At 55.3% G+C, this 696-nt stretch carries 1 pseudogene; it reads right to left on the reverse strand.

Annotated features, from left to right (window positions below):
- Positions 1–627: pseudogene (locus tag ACFSQ3_RS15880) on the reverse strand (IS5-like element ISKpn26 family transposase); the annotation flags it as partial.
- Positions 628–696 lie beyond the last annotated feature (69 nt).

The following is a 696-nucleotide window of genomic DNA, read 5'->3' on the forward strand; positions in this document are numbered from 1 at the left end:
CAGATTACCCAGCTGATTGAGGTCATGCTCGTTGGCCGCGGTGGTGACCAGGCTGTGGGTCAGGCCACTCTTGGCATCGACACCAATGTGGGCCTTCATGCCAAAGTGCCACTGATTGCCTTTCTTGGTCTGATGCATCTCCGGATCGCGTTGCTGCTCTTTGTTCTTGGTAGAGCTGGGTGCCTCAATGATGGTGGCATCCACCAAAGTGCCTTGGGTCATCATGACGCCTGCTTCGGCCAGCCAGCGATTGATGGTCTTGAACAATTGACGGGCCAGTTGATGCTGCTCGAGCAGGTGGCGGAAATTCATGATGGTGGTGCGATCCGGCAGGGCGCTATCCAGGGATAATCGGGCAAACAGGCGCATGGAGGCGATTTCGTACAGGGCATCTTCCATGGCACCGTCGCTCAGGTTGTACCAATGCTGCATGCAGTGAATACGCAGCATGGTCTCCAGCGGATAGGGCCGTCGGCCATTGCCCGCCTTGGGATAAAACGGCTCGATGACAGCGGTCATATTCTGCCATGGCAGAATCTGCTCCATGCGGGAGAGGAAAATCTCTTTTCGGGTCTGACGGCGCTTAGTGCTGAATTCACTATCGGCGAAGGTGAGTTGATGGCTCATGATGTCCCTCTGGGATGCGCTCCGGATGAATATGATGATCTCATATCAGGAACTTGTTCGCACCTTCCC

The organism is Sphingobacterium corticis, assembly GCF_042684745.1.
GTDB lineage: Bacteria > Bacteroidota > Bacteroidia > Sphingobacteriales > Sphingobacteriaceae > Sphingobacterium > Sphingobacterium corticis.